The following is a 15219-nucleotide window of genomic DNA, read 5'->3' as shown; positions in this document are numbered from 1 at the left end:
TTGGCGCCGTTACCCACTACAATGGCGGCAATGATTTTTCCGCCCCTTTCCTTGTCCTGTCTTCGAATGCAATGCGTCGCATTGGTGCTGCTGCTATCGGGCATGCAGATGGCAGCGGCGCAGGCGCCGGGGGCGAACAACTTCGCCGTGGAGGTCAACGGCGCTGGCAAGCTGTCGGCACTGATCGACGATTTCATCGATATCCGGCGCCATGCCAACGACGCATCTGTGAGCGATGACGAGTTGCAGCGGCTGATTGGCAGCACACCCCGACAAATTACCGAGTTGCTGGCCACCGAAGGGTACTTTTCACCGGTGATCAAGTCTGAGCTGGTGCCGGGCGGCGCGCGGCGCGTGGCGCGTTTTGAGGTCGATCCGGGACCGCCGACGCTGGTCAGCTCGGTCGACCTGCGTTTTCGCGGCGCGATTACACGGCGCGACGAAGCCGGGCGCATGGCCGACCTGCGCCAGCAAGCGGAACGGGCCACCGGCAAAGTCTTTCGTCAAGCCGATTGGACCGACATCAAGGATGCGCTGCTCAAGAACCTGCTCAGCCGCGATTACCCGGCCGCCACCTTGCCACAAAGCGAAGCGCGGATTGATCCGGAGCGTCGCAGTGCGACCCTGGTCATCGATGTCGATTCCGGCCCCGCCTTCACCTTTGGCAAACTGCAGCTGGAAGGCCTCAAGCGCTATCCGCGCAGTCGTATCGACGTCCTCAATCCCATCCGCGAAGGCGAGCCGTTTTCACAGGATCGCCTCAATGAATTGCAGGCGCAGTTGCAGGGCAGCGGCTACTTCAGGTCGGTGTTTGCCACCATCGACGTGGACCCGTCGAAACCGGATGCGGTGCCGGTGCGGGTCGATGTGACCGAGTACGAACGCCGTCGCCTGTCGCTCGGTGGCGGATTCTCGACCGATACCGGGGCGCGCCTGCAAACCAAGTTCCTCGACCGGAATTTTCTTGGTCGCGACTGGCGGCTGGAGTCCGAATTGCGCATCGATCGCGAAACCCGTCTGATCGACGGCGAGGTCACCACGGCGGCGCTGGCCAACGGCTGGGTGCCCAGCTTCGGTGGCCGTTTCGAGCGCACCGACATCGCCAGTGAAACCAGTGACAAATTCCGTACTGACGCGCGCCTGACGGGCCCGGACCGCAACAATGAGCTGAGTTTCGCGCTGTCGTACCTGATCGAGCGCCAGCGCATTGCCGACGCCGACGTCAACGGTCGTCACGCGCTGATCGCCAACACCACGTTGACACGGCGGCGCGTTGACAATCTGCTTGATCCCCATCGTGGCTACGTTGCCGCGGTCGAAGTTGGTGTCGGTGTGCGCGGCCTGCTGACCGAGCAATCACTGCTGCGGCTGGTGAGTCGCATCACCTGGTTGCAACCGCTCGGCCCGAACTGGCACGCGCTGCTGCGCGCCCAGGTCGGGCAGGTGTTCGGCGCCAGCCGCACCAGCGTGCCGGGCGACCTGCTGTTTCGCACCGGTGGGGATCAGAGCGTGCGCGGCTACGGCTACAACAGCCTCGGCGTGGCCGACAGCGGCGCCGTGGTGGGCGGACGCGTGCTGGCGGTGGCCAGCGCCGAGCTGGTTTATCAATTCGCGCCGCAGTGGGGTGCGGCAGTGTTCAACGATGCCGGCAATGCGGCCGACTCGTGGCGCGCATTCAAGGCCGTGATGGGTACCGGCGTCGGAGCGCGCTGGCGCAGTCCGATCGGCGCCGTCAATCTGGATCTGGCATTCGCCCATGAGACGCGCAAACCGCGCCTGCACTTTTCGGTCGGCTATGGTTTCTGAATCACACACGCCACGCAGCCTGATCGGACTCTGGATACTGGCGGCGCTGCTGGTATTGCTGGTCGCGCTGGGCGCGGCACTGCTCGGCACCGAAGCCGGTGCCCGCCTTCTGCTCACGCGCATCGTGCAGGTGCCGGGACTGAAGATCGAGGGCGTGGCGGGAGCGCTGGTCGGACCGCTGCGGATCGCCCGGCTGACGGCCGACAGCACCAACCAGACCGTGGTGTTGCGCGACCTGCGCATCGACTGGCGACCGCAGGCGCTGCTCGGTGGACGCTTGCATGTGACTTCGCTGCGCCTGGGCGACTTGCAGGTCACCAGCAAAATCAAGCAGCAGCCCGAGCCGTTGTTGCTACCCGAGCGCATTGCCTTGCCGCTGGACTTGCAGATCGATCAGGTGCTGGTGCAGGGCGGTGACATTCGCAAGGGACCGCTCAGCCTGGTGACGCTGGGTGCCTTCGGCTTCCGGCTGGAATTCGACGGTGCCCGCTATTTGCTGCAACTCGATCGCCTGAACGCCCACGGCGCCTCGGCCAGCGGCGATTTCAGCGGTCAGGCCACGCTGTCGGCGATCAAGCCCTATGCCGTCCAGGCAGAAATCATCAGCATCGCCAAGGCGCAGGTGGCACAGCAGGCGCTGGGCGCCAACGCCCGCGTGGCGCTGAGCGGATCGCTGGCGGAACTGCTGGCCAATATTGATCTGACCGTCAATGCTGCGCGCGTCACCGGTGCGCTGCAACTGCGGCCGTTTTCGCCCGAACCATTGGGCAACGCCAATCTGTCGGCACGCGGACTGGACCTGGCACTGCTTCAGGAGGGTTTGCCAACGACTACGCTGAACATCGCCTTGCGTGCCGATGAACATGGCAAGGGGCAGCTGACGGCGCACAACGCTGTGGCCGATACCATTGATCAGCAACGTGTCCCGTTCACCGATCTGGCGCTCGATTTTGCGCAAACCGGCGGACGCTTTGTGTTCCCGCATATTGCCGTCGCGCTCGGGTCGAACAGCCAATCTGCCGGTGGCATCGAAGGCAACGGCCAATTCGACAACGGCGCGTTGACGCTGGCCCTGAATGTCAATGCGGTGAATCTGCAGCGCCTCGACCGGCGCGCCATTCCGACGCGCCTGATGGGCCAGGTCGGGATTGGCCAGGCCGACGGCAAGCAGCAGTTCAGTGTTGCGCTGCGCGATGCAGGCGGGCGCAACAATCTGTCATTGCGCGCCGATGCCAGTCTGGCCGATAACGCGGTGGCCGTTGAACGCGCAGAACTGCGCGTGGCGGCCGGACGGGTCAACGCCGCCGGGAAAATCGCGCTGGACGGCACGCAGGCGTTTGCGCTTGCTGGAACGATGCAGCAGTTGCGCTTGCAGGATCTCGGCAATTTTGCGCAGCTGCCGGCGCTGGCGTTGAGCGGCGATTTCACCCTTGCCGGCGCGCGCGTGCCACAGCTGACCGCCGCCATGGCATTTCACTTGCACGACAGCTTGCTGGCGGGTCGGCCCCTGGGCGGTGAAGGCAATGTGCTGTTGCGCGCCGACGCGATCACGATCCCGAAACTGCTGCTGATTGCCGCAGACAATCGGCTGACCATGCAGGGCGCTCTGGCGCAGGGCCAATCGACGCTGCAGTTCGCGCTGGATGCGCCGGCGCTGGCGCAACTCGGTCCCGGATTCGGCGGTGCGCTGACCGCTAGCGGCACGCTGCGCGGCAAGTTCGCAGCGCCCGAACTGAACCTGACCTGGAGCGGCAACCAGGTACGCTTGCCTGGCGCGCTCGGGATCGCCGCGATGCAGGGTAGCGCGCGGGTGCAGATTGATCCGCGCCAGCCATTTTCGATCGACAGCGCGCTGCTCGACATGACTGCCAGCGGCATGAAGAGTGCCAACGCGGCGCTGGCCGGCGTGACCGCGCATGTCGCGTTATCGCCGCGTGCGCAGGCGCCGCTGGAGGTGGCAATTGCCGCCACCGGTCTGGACGCGGCAGGATTTCGCAGTAACGCATTGACCCTCAACGCCAGCGGCACCACCGCACGCCATACGCTGTCGGCGCGCTCCAACGATGCGGCGCAGCGCTGGAGCATCGGCGCCAGCGGCGGACTGGTGGCGTTGCGTCCGGCGCTGCGCTGGGATGGTCGCATCGACAGTGTCGACGGCGTCGGCCAGTACGCCGTCAAGCTGCAGGCACCGGCCGCCCTGTCGGTGGCGCAACAGCGCGTGACGCTGGATGATTTTGCCTTGCAGGTCGACGGCATGACACTGGCGATCGATCGCTTCCTGCGCGATGACAACGGCATCGTCACGCGCGGCCGGGTGACCCATGTCGCCGCTGCCACGCTGCTGAAGCTGGTCAAGCCGGCGCCCGCCATCGGCGGTGATCTGCAACTGGGCGGGACCTGGGATCTCAAGCTGGCCGACGCACTCAGCGGCAGCGTGCACGTCGCGCGGGAACAGGGTGATTTGAGCGTGCGCGGCAGCGCGCCCGTGGCGCTCGGACTGACCCAATTGCAGGTCGATGTGGACGCCGTCGATGGCCGTTTGCGTGCGCGCCTGCAGGCCGATGGCGCACAGCTTGGCCGCATTGCGATGACCGCCGCCAGCAACACCGGACGCGGCGAGGCGCGCTTGACGCTGGCGCCGGATGCCGCCCTGTCGGCCAACGCCAGCATCGCCATTCCGTCGCTGAATTGGGTCGGGCCGATCATCGCGCCGGCGCTGGTGACGGCAGGCCAGTTGCAAAGCGAGATTGTGGTGAGCGGGACGGTGGCGGCGCCGCGTTTCAACGGCAAACTCGGCGGCAGCGGCCTGCGCGTTTTCCTCGCCGATGAAGGCATCGATCTGCGTAACGGTGTGCTCGACAGCAGCTTCGATGGCGAACGCCTGATGGTGCGACAACTGCGTTTCGAACAGGCCGGCGGCAGCTTGCAGGCCAGCGGGCCGATCAATCTGACTGCCGGCCAGCCGGAGGCGCTGATTGCGATCAAGGCCGATCATTTCGCGCTGCTCGATCGCAGCGATCGCAAGCTGGTCATCAGTGGCCAGAGCGACATCGCCTGGCGCGAGCAGCGCGCCAGCATCTCCGGCACGGTGCGCGCGGATTCAGGCAGTTTCGATCTGGGACGCGCCGACGCACCGCAGCTGTCGGACGACGTCGTGATCGTCGGTCGCGCCCAACAGGGTGGCGGGCGTACGGTCGCGGCGCTCGATCTGACGCTTGATCTGGGGGCTGGCGTGGCACTCACCGGACGCGGCATCGAGGCCCGGCTGGCCGGCAAGCTGCACATCACCAGCAGCGGACGCGAAGCACTGCGCGCCCAGGGCACGCTGGCGTTCGAGCAGGGCACGTATAACGCCTATGGACGCAAGCTGGCGATCGAGCAGGGCGTGATGCGCTTCAATGGACCGCTGACCAATCCGTCGCTGGATATTCTGGCGATGCGGCGCGGCGGCGAAGTCGAGGCCGGCGTCGCCGTGCGTGGCAGCGTGCTGCTGCCGCGTATCACGCTGGTGTCGGAACCGACGGTCAGCGATGCGGAAAAATTATCCTGGCTGGTGCTGGGCAAGGGACTCGACGCGGCCGGCACGGGCGAGGCCGGCGTGTTGCAGGCGGCTGCGGCGACGCTGTTGTCGCAAAGCGCTGCGGCGGGAGTGCAGTCGCGCCTGTCGTCGACCTTCGGACTGGAAAATTTCAGTGTCGGGAAAAGCACCGACAGCCTGCAGCAGCGCATCGTCACGGTCGGCAAGCAGATTTCGGCGCGACTGTATGTCAGCTACGAACAGGGCCTGGAGAGCGCCAACAGCGTGCTGCATCTGCGCTACACGCTGACGCCCAAGCTGACGCTGGAGGCAGAAGCCGGCGCGCGCAGCGCCTTGTCGCTGTTCTATAACATCCTGTTTGATTGATCGCGCCGGCAGTCAGCTTGCTACCACCTTGCGCATCGGTGCGCCGCCATGCGGTGGCACTTCATGGACCACCACACCGACCCCCTCGGGCACCTGGTTGAGCCAGCCGCGCGAGCCGATGGCACGCATCGCATCGTTATAGCCCTGCTCCCAACGCCATGCAATCGAGCCTTTGGAAAAATTGATGTCCTTCGACGCCATGTGCCAGTCCCGTCCGGCATAGGGCAGACGCACGATGTGCATGATGCTGTCGCATCCGAGTGTCGCGAGGTGCTTGATGTCAGCCTTGGTTTGCAATTCGGCGGGGATCTTCGCATGCATTGCATGCAGCGCCAGGCGCAGATTGTGCAGCTTCAGGTATTCGTTGATGTGTTGTTGCGAGCGCGATGCGAACATCACATCCTTCTGGCGCGTCTGGACCTGATCCAGCGTGGTCGGCTCCGGCCCGTCGGCGCTCCACAGATCCACCATGAAGCACAGTGTGTCGGTACGCGGCTCATCGTCCAGCACGGTGTCGAGCGGCGTGTTGGAGTACAAGCCACCATCCCAGTACAGCTCGCCATCGATGCGCACCGGCGGGAACCCGGGCGGCAGTGCGCCGCTGGCCATGATGTGCTCGACGCCAATGCGTTGCCGGGCGCTGTCGAAGCTGACCAGTTCTCCGCTGGTGACCTTGAGGGCGTTGACGGTCAGGCGCATGCGCTCGTGCAAATTGAGGTAGTCGAAATCGATCAGCTCCGCCAGGCTGGCGGCCAGCGGACTGGTGTCGTAAAAGCTGGCAAATTCCGGTTCCACCGCCAGCCCCATCGGGAACAGGCTGAACGGGCGCGGACTGAAAAATCCGGGCACGCCGCGCGTCATTGAATCCATGGTCGCGAGCATGGTGTTGAGGCGGCGTGCCTCGTCCGGGACGCGGGCCAGATCAAAGGCATCCTGATGTGCCACGCGATCCCAGAATTCACGCAGGCGCGTCAAGCGATTGTGCCGATGGTTGCCTGCGATGAGTGCGGCGTTGATCGCCCCGATCGAGGTGCCGACCACCCAGTCCGGCGTCAGATCATGTTCGTCGAGCGCCTGATAGATGCCGGCCTGATACGCACCCAACGCACCACCGCCTTGTAGCACCAGGGCAATGCGCTGTTCACGCGGCTTTTTGGAGGGGAGGAGGGTTGGCTTTTTCATGCGACGAACATACCATGATCCGCCGCTGTGGGCTTTGGTTTTGGTCTTGCCTGGGGATTAGAAGAACTGCGCCCATTCATGCATCCACGCCGGCAGGGCGGCGGGTTCCATCGGTTTTGCGATATAGAAGCCTTGCCCGCAGGTGCAACCCATCTTTTTCAGCAAATCCCAGTCCTGCCGGGTTTCAATGCCGACGGCGACCGAGACCCGGTCAAGCTTGCCTGCCAGCGCCAGTGACGAACTGAGCACCAAGCTCAACGCGGTGTTTTCGGCCGCGCCAGCGACGAATGAGCGATCAATCTTGAGTTCGGAAGAGGGAATGCGCAGCAGTTGCTGCATGCTCGAATTGCCGGTGCCGTAGTCGTCGACCGACAGTTCAAAGCCTTTCATGCGCAGGCGCACCATATTTTCGAGAAACACCGGCGTGCTCACGCAGGCGGCGGTCTCGGTAATTTCGAAGATCACGAACGGAGCGTCGAGTCGGTGCGCGGCAACCTGTTCGGCGATCTGGTCTGCCATGCGCGGGTCGCTGAGCAGCGTCGAGCCGAGGTTGATCGACACCGAAATCAGGAACCCGGCGTCGTGCCAGCGCCGGCAGGCAGCGGCCGACTTATCGATCATGCGGGTGGTCAGGCGGTCGAGCTGGCCATGCTGTTCCAGGACCGGAATGAAATGGTTCGGCAAGATCAGGCCATAGGCAGGATGGCTCCAGCGCGCGAATGCCTCGGCGCCGCGCACCTGGCCGCTGACGAGATCAACCTTGGGCTGAAACCAGGGCGCGATCTGATCGCTGTCGATGGCGGCCAGAATGTCGTCGATGGTGAATTTCGGCAGGATCGAATTGGCGCTGGCGTGCCGTACCGAACGCGGTACGTAGCGCTCGATCAGCGTTGCGAGTGATTCTGCGGCAATCGGTTTTTGCACGAAACCGAGCAAATCGATGCCGTAGGCCTTGGATAGCGTCTCAACCGAGAAAATCAGCGCAGGATCGACCGCGCCGGAAATGATGATGGCGGTGTCGCAGTCGACCTTGGCCATGTGCCGGATCAGCTCCATGCCGTCCATGTTCGACATGTGCATGTCGATGAAGCCGATGTCGATTTTCTGCGAACGGTCCTGGAACATGGCCAGCGCGGCCTGCCCGTCGGGGGCGTCAATGATGTTCTTTGCCCCCAGATTGCTCAACAGGATGCTCAACCAGTGGCGCTGAAACAGGTCGCCCTGTACCACCAGAAAATTCAAATCCTCAATGTTCATCCATGTCCTCAGCGTCGTCGGGTCGGTTTTTAATCGCACGCTGCCGCGCTCTGGCCGGCAATCGGACAATATTATGGCACGGCCTTAGTTTCAAAAAGGCAAGATCGTAATAGTTGCAAATTAACATTTTCCTGCCGCCCTGAAGTCCGTCCGATGCCTGCAGAATTTTTGCAATTTCGACATGGAACGATCGCCGGTGCTGGTGCGACCAATGTGTACCCGGACCGTGCAGGCGATGGCGCCAGCCGGTCCGATTCATCCGGAGCATCTCATGACCACCAAAGTACTCACCTCATCGGAAGTCATCGACATCATGGTTGATGTTGTACAGGACGCGAGCAGCAGCGAAGGGTATCGCAGCAAATATCGGGAGGCGCTGCATAGCCTGGTGCGCCTGGTGCGCGCCGAGCAGTTGCTGGAAATGCAACTTGACTTCAACAAGCTGACCCAGTTTTCCGATACACGCTCGCACTATTGATCACAGGCGCCGGGCCGACTACGCGTGCTGGGGGATAATGGAGCGCTGTTCCCAACGGATGCAACGCCATGCCGCAATTGCCAGTTCGCCCCGATACGCCCTGTGTCGCGGTCTGTTCCACCACCTTTGACGCAGTCTGTCGTGGTTGTGGCCGCACCGTCGCCGAAGTCGCCCAGTGGGCCATTCTCAGCGCCACCGAGAAGGAAGAGGTCTGGTTGCGGATCACGGCCCAGGGCTACCCGCAACGCGGCGGCCTCAGTCGTTGAATCCTTGCGGATTGTTACTCTGCCAGCGCCAGTGATCGACGCACATCTGCTGCATGTCGCGTTGTGCAGTCCAGCCGAGTAACTGCTGCGCCAGGCTGGCGTCAGCGAAGCACTTCGCAATATCGCCCGGGCGCCGCGCGACCAGTTGATACGGTACCGGGCGCCCACTGGCTTGTTCGAACGCACGCACCACTTCGAGCACGCTGTAACCGTGGCCGGTGCCCAGGTTCACCGTGAATCCCTGGTGCTGCTCGAACAGCCGGCGCAATGCCGCGACATGCCCGATGGCCAGATCGACCACATGAATGTAGTCGCGCATGCCGGTCCCGTCGACGGTCGGGTAGTCGCTGCCGAATACCGATAGCTGCTTGAGACGGCCCACGGCGACCTGCGCCACGTATGGCATCAGATTGTTGGGCACCCCGCGTGGATCCTCGCCGATCAAGCCGCTGCTGTGAGCGCCGACCGGATTGAAGTAACGCAGCACGCCAATGGCAAATTTGGGTTCGGCCTTGGCCAGGTCGGCAAGAATCTGTTCGACCATCAATTTGGAGGCGCCGTACGGGTTGGTGGTCCAGAGCCGGGCGTCTTCGCGAATCGGCACGGTTTCCGGATCGCCATACACGGTCGCCGACGAGCTGAAGACAAAGTGATGCACGCCGGCTGTCGCCATTTCTTCGAGCAGGACGACGGTGCCGCCCACATTGTTGTCGAAATACATCAATGGCTGCGCGACCGATTCACCGACTGCTTTCAGGCCGGCAAAGTGGATCACGGCATCGATGGCATGCTGGCTGAACACGGAACGCAGCAGGGAGCGGTCGCGGATGTCGCCTTGCCGCAAGGTCACGGCACGTCCCGCAATCTGCTCGACGCGCTCCAGCGCGATCGGCGAACTGTTGCAAAAATTGTCGATGCCGACCACGTTGTAGCCTGCCGCCAGCAGCTCGACGCACGTATGGGAACCGATGAATCCGGCGGCGCCGGTAACGAGAATGGTTTTGGTTTGGGTCATTGAGATCTGCCAAGGTAAAAAAGTCAGTTCGGTAACGCCGTTGCATGGTTGACTTGCACGATGGTCCGGCAAGCCCGGCAGGCGCCAATGAATGGTGCCGTCGAATTGTACGTGAGGCTGGCGGCGGGATGATTTTTACGCACCCGGATGAGACTATTGGTTGCGTTTCCTTGTTACCGAATATTCCGATGTCGCGCCAACAAAAATGCCGATAGACTCATTTGCATGTCTACGGCCTTTCACGATCCACACGCACTTGCGACGCCGGTCAGCGATGATCGGTACGAGTCGCTGGTGCGCCTTTCACCCGATGCAATCTATGTACTGCAGGATGACCGGCTGGTCTTCGTCAATCCTGCCGGTGTGCGGCAGTTGCGCGCGACCGACGCCGAGCAGCTGATCGGGCGCTCACTGGAGGAAATGCTGCACCCGGATTTTCTGGTGCAGTCACGCCGCCGGATTCTGGTCATGCTGGCCACGGGCGGATCGTCGCCGTCGGTGGAGCAGCGCTACCTGCGCTGTGATGGCACCATCATCGATGTCGAGGTGTGTTCGGCGCCCTGCCAATACCAGGGACGCATCGCGATTCAGGTCATTGCACGCGACATTACCGAGCGCAAAGCGGTCGACGCGCTGCTGCGCAGCAGCGAGCATCGCTACCGGCTGCAAACCCAGGAGCTGCTCAAGGCCAGGATTGCATTGCAGGATGAAAAGCGCGTGCTCGAAATGATCGCGCTGAACCAGTCGCTGAGCGTCATTCTTGACGAGGTGTGCCGCAACGTCGAGCGCACCTTCGAGGGCGGCGCGCGCTGTTCCGTGTTGCTGCTTGGCGCCGACGGCGTGTCGATTCAGTGCGCGGCGGCGCCGACGCTGCCGCGCGAGTTCGTGCGGGCGGTCGATGGCTTGTTGATCGGACCGGCTGCGGGCTCGTGCGGCACGGCGATTTACTGGAACAAGCAGGTCATGGTGACCGACATCGCCACCGATCCACGCTGGGAAGGGTATCGTGAGCTGGCCGTGCCACACGGTTTGCGGGCCTGCTGGTCGACGCCAATTACCGCCGCCACCGGCGCGATGCTGGGCGCCTTCGGGGTGTATTACGATGAACCGCGTTCGGCGCCTGCAGGCGATGTCGCATTGATGAACGAGATGGTCCATCTGGTTGGGCTGGCAATTCAGAATCACCGGGTCGAACGCAGCCTGCAGGAGAGCGAGGAGCGTTACCGCGCCGTCGTACATAGCCTGAACGAAGGCATCATCGTGCAATCGCGCACCGGATACGTGGTGACCTGCAATGCCAGCGCGGAACGGATACTGCGACTGGCCTCGAACAGTGCGGTTGGCATGCAGCGCGGGCGCTACTTCAAGCGCGTCCTCGACGAAGACGGCAACGAAATTCCACGTGCGGATCTACCCAGCGAAAAAGTGTTTCGCAGCGGCGAGCCGATCCTGAATCTGACGGTCGCGATCGAAATGATGGATGGGGAGCTGGTGTGGGTGTGCGAGAACGTCCTGCCCATGCGTTATGGCGGCGAGCTCGAGCCCAGCGCCGTGCTGATCTCGTTTGCCGACATCAGTGAGGTGAAGCTGGCGCAAAAGCGTTTGCTGTTTCTGGCCACCCACGATCCCTTGACCGGATTGCCCAATCGACGTTTCATGAGCGAGCGACTGCTTCAGGTGATTGATCAGGCCAAGAGCAGGGGCCACCGTCTTGCCTTGATGTTCCTTGATCTGGACCGCTTCAAACACGTCAATGACACCATCGGGCATGACGCCGGTGATGCCTTGCTGCAGATCGTGGCCGGTCGCCTGGTCGGTTGCACCCGCAAGTCCGATACGCTGGCGCGCCTGGGCGGCGATGAATTCGTTGTGCTGGTGGAAGTCATCGATGAGCTCGATTATCTGGGCGTGCTGGCGGGACGAATCCTGGAGGCGATCGCCGCACCCTTTCGGTTGCAGGGCTATGAATACTACCTGGGCGTATCGATTGGCGTGAGCGTCTATCCCGACGATGGCACGGATGCCCAGACGCTGCTGCGGGCAGCTGACGCCGCCATGTATTCGGCCAAGGAAGCGGGTCGCCACAACGTCCAGTACTTCACCTCGGCCTTGAATATACGCACCCAGCGGCGCTATCACCTTGAAAAGAATCTGCGCCATGCACTGGTACGCGAAGAATTCTCGCTGGTGTATCAGCCCAAAGTGGAGCTGGCATCCGGCCGTATCGTCGGCGCCGAAGCCCTGCTGCGCTGGAACAGCCCGGAGGACGGACTGATCGGTCCCACCGAATTCATTCCGATTGCCGAAGAGACCGGGCTGATCGTGCCGATCGGGCAGTGGGTGCTGGAGCAGGCCTGCTTGCAGGCCGTCATCTGGCGCCGGTCACTCCACCCGAATCTGCGCATGGCGGTCAATTTGTCGCCACGCCAATTCCAGGATCGCCAACTGGTCGAGGCAGTGCGCGAGACCTTGCGTCGCACCGGGTTGCCGGCAGAGGCGCTGGAGCTGGAAATTACCGAAAGCCTGTTGTTGGGCGACAGCGAAGCACTGACCGCGATTTTTTCCGCGCTCACCGGCATGGGCGTGCGTTTTTCGCTCGACGACTTTGGCACCGGCTACGCCTCGCTGTCATACCTGCAGCGCTTTCCGCTGTCGACGCTGAAGATTGACCGTTCCTTCATTCGTGGCATCCCGCATGATCGCGACTCCGTGGCGCTGACCCTGGCGATCATCGCGATGGCCAAATCGCTCGAAATGGATGTGACTGCCGAAGGTGTCGAAAACCAGAGCCAGATGGCGTTCCTGAAGCACGCCAATTGCGAGGAAATGCAGGGATATTATTTCTCGCGACCAGTACCGGCCGCCGAATTCGAACAGATCCGGATCGCCTGATTGCTGCCGCCCGGCATTTGCCGGCCCGCCTGTCATCACCCCGTAATAAACGAACTTTATCGTCATGGCCTTCGTGCAAGTGCTTGTCGCCATGATCCGCGCCTGCCAAAAAATAATGACTAAATCGTTTATATCGATTTTCACATGCCGTAGACTGGACGTACATGATCTTTTCAACAAAACATTTTACGAAGGGTTGGCATGTTCGCTGCAGTGGATCTGGGATCGAATAGTTTTCGCCTGCATATCGGACGACATGAAGAGGGTGAGTTTCGTATCGTCAAAACGGCGCGCGAGCCGATTCGTCTCGGCGCCGGCCTCGACCGGAACGGCAATTTGACAGATGCCGCGATGCAGTCCGCACTCGATTGCCTGATGCGGTTTGCCGCGGTACTGAGCGCCTACCCGCTGACGGCGGTCAGGGTCGTGGCAACGAACACCCTGCGCATCGCGAACAATGCGGCGCAATTTCTGCCGCTGGCCGAAAAGGCAATCCGTTACCCGATCGAAATCATCTCGGGCGAAGAAGAGGGCCGGTTGATTTATCTGGGGGTTGCCAGCGTGCTGGCCAATCCCGACGAGCGGCGCCTGGTGATCGACATCGGCGGCGGTTCGACCGAGCTGATTCTGGGTCAGGGGCATGAAATCGAGCGGGTCGAGTCGTTCGGCATCGGCACGGTCAAGCAAAGCCTGACTTTTTTCCCGGACGGGCGTATTGATGCACCCGCCTATGAAGCGGCGATCCTGTCGGCACGCTCCGTGTTCGAGGATGCCGCACCGCCATACCATCCGCAATTCTGGCAGGTCGCGTACGGTTCATCCGGCACGATCCGGGTTATCGCCGAAGTCATTGCGCGCAATGCACTGGGCGATGGCCTGCTTTCGGTCTCCGGGCTGGAGGCGCTCAAGCAGCGCTTTATTGCTGCCGGTCAGGTCAATCGCATCGACCTGACCGGCATGAAGCCGGAGCGGGCGGCGGTGATGGTGGGCGGATTGGCGATTCTGATCGGTGTCATGCAGGAGCTGGGAGTTGATGCGCTGACACCGATCGAGGCCGGATTGCGCATGGGCGTGCTGTGGGATCTGCAACTGCGTGCGACCAAGCGGGATCGGCGCGAGCAATCCGTGCGCGGCTTCCTGCAGCGCTTTCGTGCCGACCAGGGGCGCGCCAACCAGGTCGCTGAATCGGCCGGCGCACTGTACCTTCAGCTCAAGCCGGCGGCCGAGGGCCACACCCGCCTGCTGTACTGGAGCGCCTTGCTGCATGAAGTCGGCATGGCGGTGTCGCACAGCGGCTATCACAAACATGCCGCCTACATGATCGAGAATGCCGATCTGCCGGGGTTTACAACACGCGAGCAGCGGATCATGAGCACCTTGATCCTTGCGCAAAAAGGGAATCTGCGCAAACTCAACGATGCGCTGGTCGACCCCGACTTCGCCAAGGCCGTGCTGGCGCTGCGGCTGGCGGTAATGTTGATGCATGGACGGATTGGCGTTGATCAAAGCCAACTGCGCTTGCGCATGAAAACAAAGGCCCGCATCGACATTGAACTGCGCCGTGACCTGATCACACAACATCCGACCTTGGCCTATTGGCTGGAAAAAGAGCGTGAGTGGTGGGATGCGATCGGCACCGAACTGGTGATCCGCCAGACCGGCTGAATTCTTGTGAAAATCCGTTAAAAGATATATATTATTTATACTAATACTGAAAGGGAACTCCGAATGGCTGCCACAACAACACAAAAACCACCTGCCAAGCCAGCTGCAAAAGCACCCGCCAAGGCAGTTGCAAAAGCACCCGCCAAGCGGGTCGCAGCGAGCGTCACTGCAAAACCGAAGGCGCCGGTCCGGGCTGCGGCCAAGACCGCGCCCGCCGTCAAGAGCAAGGCACCGGTCGTCGTCAAGCCGCAAACGGTCGTCAAGGCAGCAGCGCCAAAAGCCAAGCCGGCAGTGGCCGCTGTCGCAAACGGCGTTGCTGCAAAAGTGCGCCCGGCGACCGAAGTCAAGGAAAAAGCCAAGAAAGCCAAGTTGGTTCGGGACAGTTTCACCATGCCGGAACTTGAGTATGCAGCGCTGGGCGAAGTCAAGAAAGCCTGCCTGAAGGCCGGGTTCGAGGTCAAGAAAAGCGAATTGTTGCGTATCGGTGTGGCCCTGATCAAAAAAATGGATCTGGTTGCATTGAAAAGCGCGGTGGGTGCCTTGTCGCCCTTGAAACCTGGCCGACCACGAAACGACAAGCCGGGAGTCTGACCGGTTCGTTTTCGGATTTGGGGGCGTGTTATCCTTTTGGAAATGGCACGCCCTATTGATGGCGAGCATAGATAACTGCATCAAGTGTTGTAATGTCATTGAATTGACACAGCTTTGTCATTTTCTTGAAGTAATCCGCAGTTACGCTCGTCCCGTCTTAACA

Annotated in this window: 10 protein-coding genes; 7 read left to right on the top strand and 3 right to left on the bottom strand. The window is 62.1% G+C overall.

Annotation, left to right across the window (positions count from 1 at the left end):
* The first annotated feature begins 51 nt into the window (after positions 1-51).
* Both RCH09_RS09105 and RCH09_RS09100 read left to right on the top strand, forming a co-directional pair.
* Entirely contained in the window at positions 52-1806 is a 1755-nt protein-coding gene (locus tag RCH09_RS09105; RefSeq protein ID WP_326940760.1) for an autotransporter assembly complex protein TamA, read from the top strand.
* The gene (locus RCH09_RS09100; RefSeq protein ID WP_326940759.1) at positions 1796-5710 is read left to right on the top strand and encodes a translocation/assembly module TamB domain-containing protein; all 3915 of its coding nucleotides are present in this window, start codon (positions 1796-1798) and stop codon (positions 5708-5710) included. The genes RCH09_RS09105 and RCH09_RS09100 overlap by 11 nt, the downstream gene beginning before the upstream one ends.
* A 12-nt stretch (positions 5711-5722) precedes the next feature.
* On the opposite strand, the gene RCH09_RS09095 is transcribed toward RCH09_RS09100, so the two are convergent.
* Both RCH09_RS09095 and RCH09_RS09090 read right to left on the bottom strand, forming a co-directional pair.
* Entirely contained in the window at positions 5723-6892 is a 1170-nt protein-coding gene (locus RCH09_RS09095) for a patatin-like phospholipase family protein (protein ID WP_326940758.1), read from the bottom strand.
* A gap of 57 nt (positions 6893-6949) precedes the next feature.
* Positions 6950-8149, bottom strand: a complete 1200-nt coding sequence (locus tag RCH09_RS09090; protein WP_326940757.1) for an EAL domain-containing response regulator — start codon at positions 8147-8149, stop codon at positions 6950-6952.
* 271 nt (positions 8150-8420) lie between these two features.
* Here RCH09_RS09090 and RCH09_RS09085 point away from each other — a divergent pair, with 271 nt between their 5' ends.
* Both RCH09_RS09085 and RCH09_RS09080 read left to right on the top strand, forming a co-directional pair.
* Positions 8421-8627 (top strand): hypothetical protein, encoded by a 207-nt coding sequence (locus RCH09_RS09085; protein ID WP_326940756.1) that lies wholly within the window; start codon positions 8421-8423, stop codon positions 8625-8627.
* Between the two features lie 68 nt (positions 8628-8695).
* Complete coding sequence (locus RCH09_RS09080) at positions 8696-8893, top strand: DUF1289 domain-containing protein (protein ID WP_326940755.1); 198 nt, start codon at positions 8696-8698, stop codon at positions 8891-8893.
* Here the strand turns inward: RCH09_RS09080 and galE are convergent.
* Positions 8883-9908 (bottom strand): UDP-glucose 4-epimerase GalE, encoded by a 1026-nt coding sequence (galE, locus tag RCH09_RS09075; RefSeq protein ID WP_326940754.1) that lies wholly within the window; start codon positions 9906-9908, stop codon positions 8883-8885. The genes RCH09_RS09080 and galE overlap by 11 nt on opposite strands.
* A gap of 225 nt (positions 9909-10133) precedes the next feature.
* Here galE and RCH09_RS09070 point away from each other — a divergent pair, with 225 nt between their 5' ends.
* The 3 genes from RCH09_RS09070 to RCH09_RS09060 all read left to right on the top strand — a co-directional run bounded on the left by RCH09_RS09070 (position 10134) and on the right by RCH09_RS09060 (position 15056).
* A complete protein-coding gene (locus tag RCH09_RS09070) occupies positions 10134-12800 on the top strand; it encodes a sensor domain-containing protein (protein WP_326940753.1) in 2667 nt (888 codons plus the stop codon).
* Positions 12801-13001: 201 nt separating this feature from the next.
* Positions 13002-14465, top strand: a complete 1464-nt coding sequence (locus tag RCH09_RS09065) for a Ppx/GppA phosphatase family protein (RefSeq protein WP_326940752.1) — start codon at positions 13002-13004, stop codon at positions 14463-14465.
* Positions 14466-14528: 63 nt separating this feature from the next.
* Positions 14529-15056, top strand: a complete 528-nt coding sequence (locus tag RCH09_RS09060; protein WP_326940751.1) for a hypothetical protein — start codon at positions 14529-14531, stop codon at positions 15054-15056.
* Positions 15057-15219: the final 163 nt, after the last annotated feature.

Origin of the sequence: Actimicrobium sp. GrIS 1.19, from assembly GCF_035984655.1 — a bacterium.
Lineage (GTDB): Bacteria > Pseudomonadota > Gammaproteobacteria > Burkholderiales > Burkholderiaceae_D > Actimicrobium.
Note: the sequence above shows the minus strand (reverse complement) of the source record. Positions and strands in the feature narration are given on the sequence as shown.

What these genes read in the sequence shown, in the direction of transcription:
- RCH09_RS09100 (WP_326940759.1), top strand. Translation starts at nt 1,796, where the DNA reads ATGGTTTCTGAATCACACACGCCACGCAGCCTGATCGGACTCTGGATA.
- RCH09_RS09095 (WP_326940758.1), bottom strand. Translation starts at nt 6,892, where the DNA reads ATGAAAAAGCCAACCCTCCTCCCCTCCAAAAAGCCGCGTGAACAGCGC.
- RCH09_RS09090 (WP_326940757.1), bottom strand. Translation starts at nt 8,149, where the DNA reads ATGAACATTGAGGATTTGAATTTTCTGGTGGTACAGGGCGACCTGTTT.
- RCH09_RS09085 (WP_326940756.1), top strand. Translation starts at nt 8,421, where the DNA reads ATGACCACCAAAGTACTCACCTCATCGGAAGTCATCGACATCATGGTT.
- RCH09_RS09080 (WP_326940755.1), top strand. Translation starts at nt 8,696, where the DNA reads ATGCCGCAATTGCCAGTTCGCCCCGATACGCCCTGTGTCGCGGTCTGT.
- galE (WP_326940754.1), bottom strand. Translation starts at nt 9,908, where the DNA reads ATGACCCAAACCAAAACCATTCTCGTTACCGGCGCCGCCGGATTCATC.
- RCH09_RS09070 (WP_326940753.1), top strand. Translation starts at nt 10,134, where the DNA reads ATGTCTACGGCCTTTCACGATCCACACGCACTTGCGACGCCGGTCAGC.
- RCH09_RS09065 (WP_326940752.1), top strand. Translation starts at nt 13,002, where the DNA reads ATGTTCGCTGCAGTGGATCTGGGATCGAATAGTTTTCGCCTGCATATC.
- RCH09_RS09060 (WP_326940751.1), top strand. Translation starts at nt 14,529, where the DNA reads ATGGCTGCCACAACAACACAAAAACCACCTGCCAAGCCAGCTGCAAAA.